Source organism: Priestia sp. SIMBA_032, assembly GCF_046535215.1.
Classification (GTDB): domain Bacteria; phylum Bacillota; class Bacilli; order Bacillales; family Bacillaceae_H; genus Priestia; species Priestia aryabhattai.
Genome location: NZ_JAWRXD010000666.1, coordinates 1 through 272 on the forward strand (window position 1 = coordinate 1; position 272 = coordinate 272).

Sequence of the window (272 nt, forward strand, 5' to 3'; positions counted from 1 at the left end):
CATGCTCTCCGGCGGCAGCGGAGCTGTGCTGGAAATTCCCCACCGCACGGTCGATGTGTCAGTCTCCCCCAGTGCCGGATGCTCCAGCATGGCCGCATACATTGCCGGAATGCCGGCGAAGATGCTGACCCGGTCACGGTCCATGATCTGCAGCGCGGTGCCGGGTTCAAACCGGGGCAGCATGCTGATGGACGCGCCTGCAAGCACCGCCGCATTCAGGACCAGAGTTTGCCCGATTCCAGAGAAGAGCGGCAGCCCGCCAAAGATCGCAT

1 protein-coding gene is annotated in these 272 nt (G+C 63.6%); it reads right to left on the reverse strand.

The annotated features are described in order from the left end of the window. A partial coding sequence (locus SB717_RS35925; protein ID WP_410907758.1) for an AMP-binding protein occupies positions 1–267 on the reverse strand: 267 nt, incomplete at its 3' end. Positions 268–272: the final 5 nt, after the last annotated feature.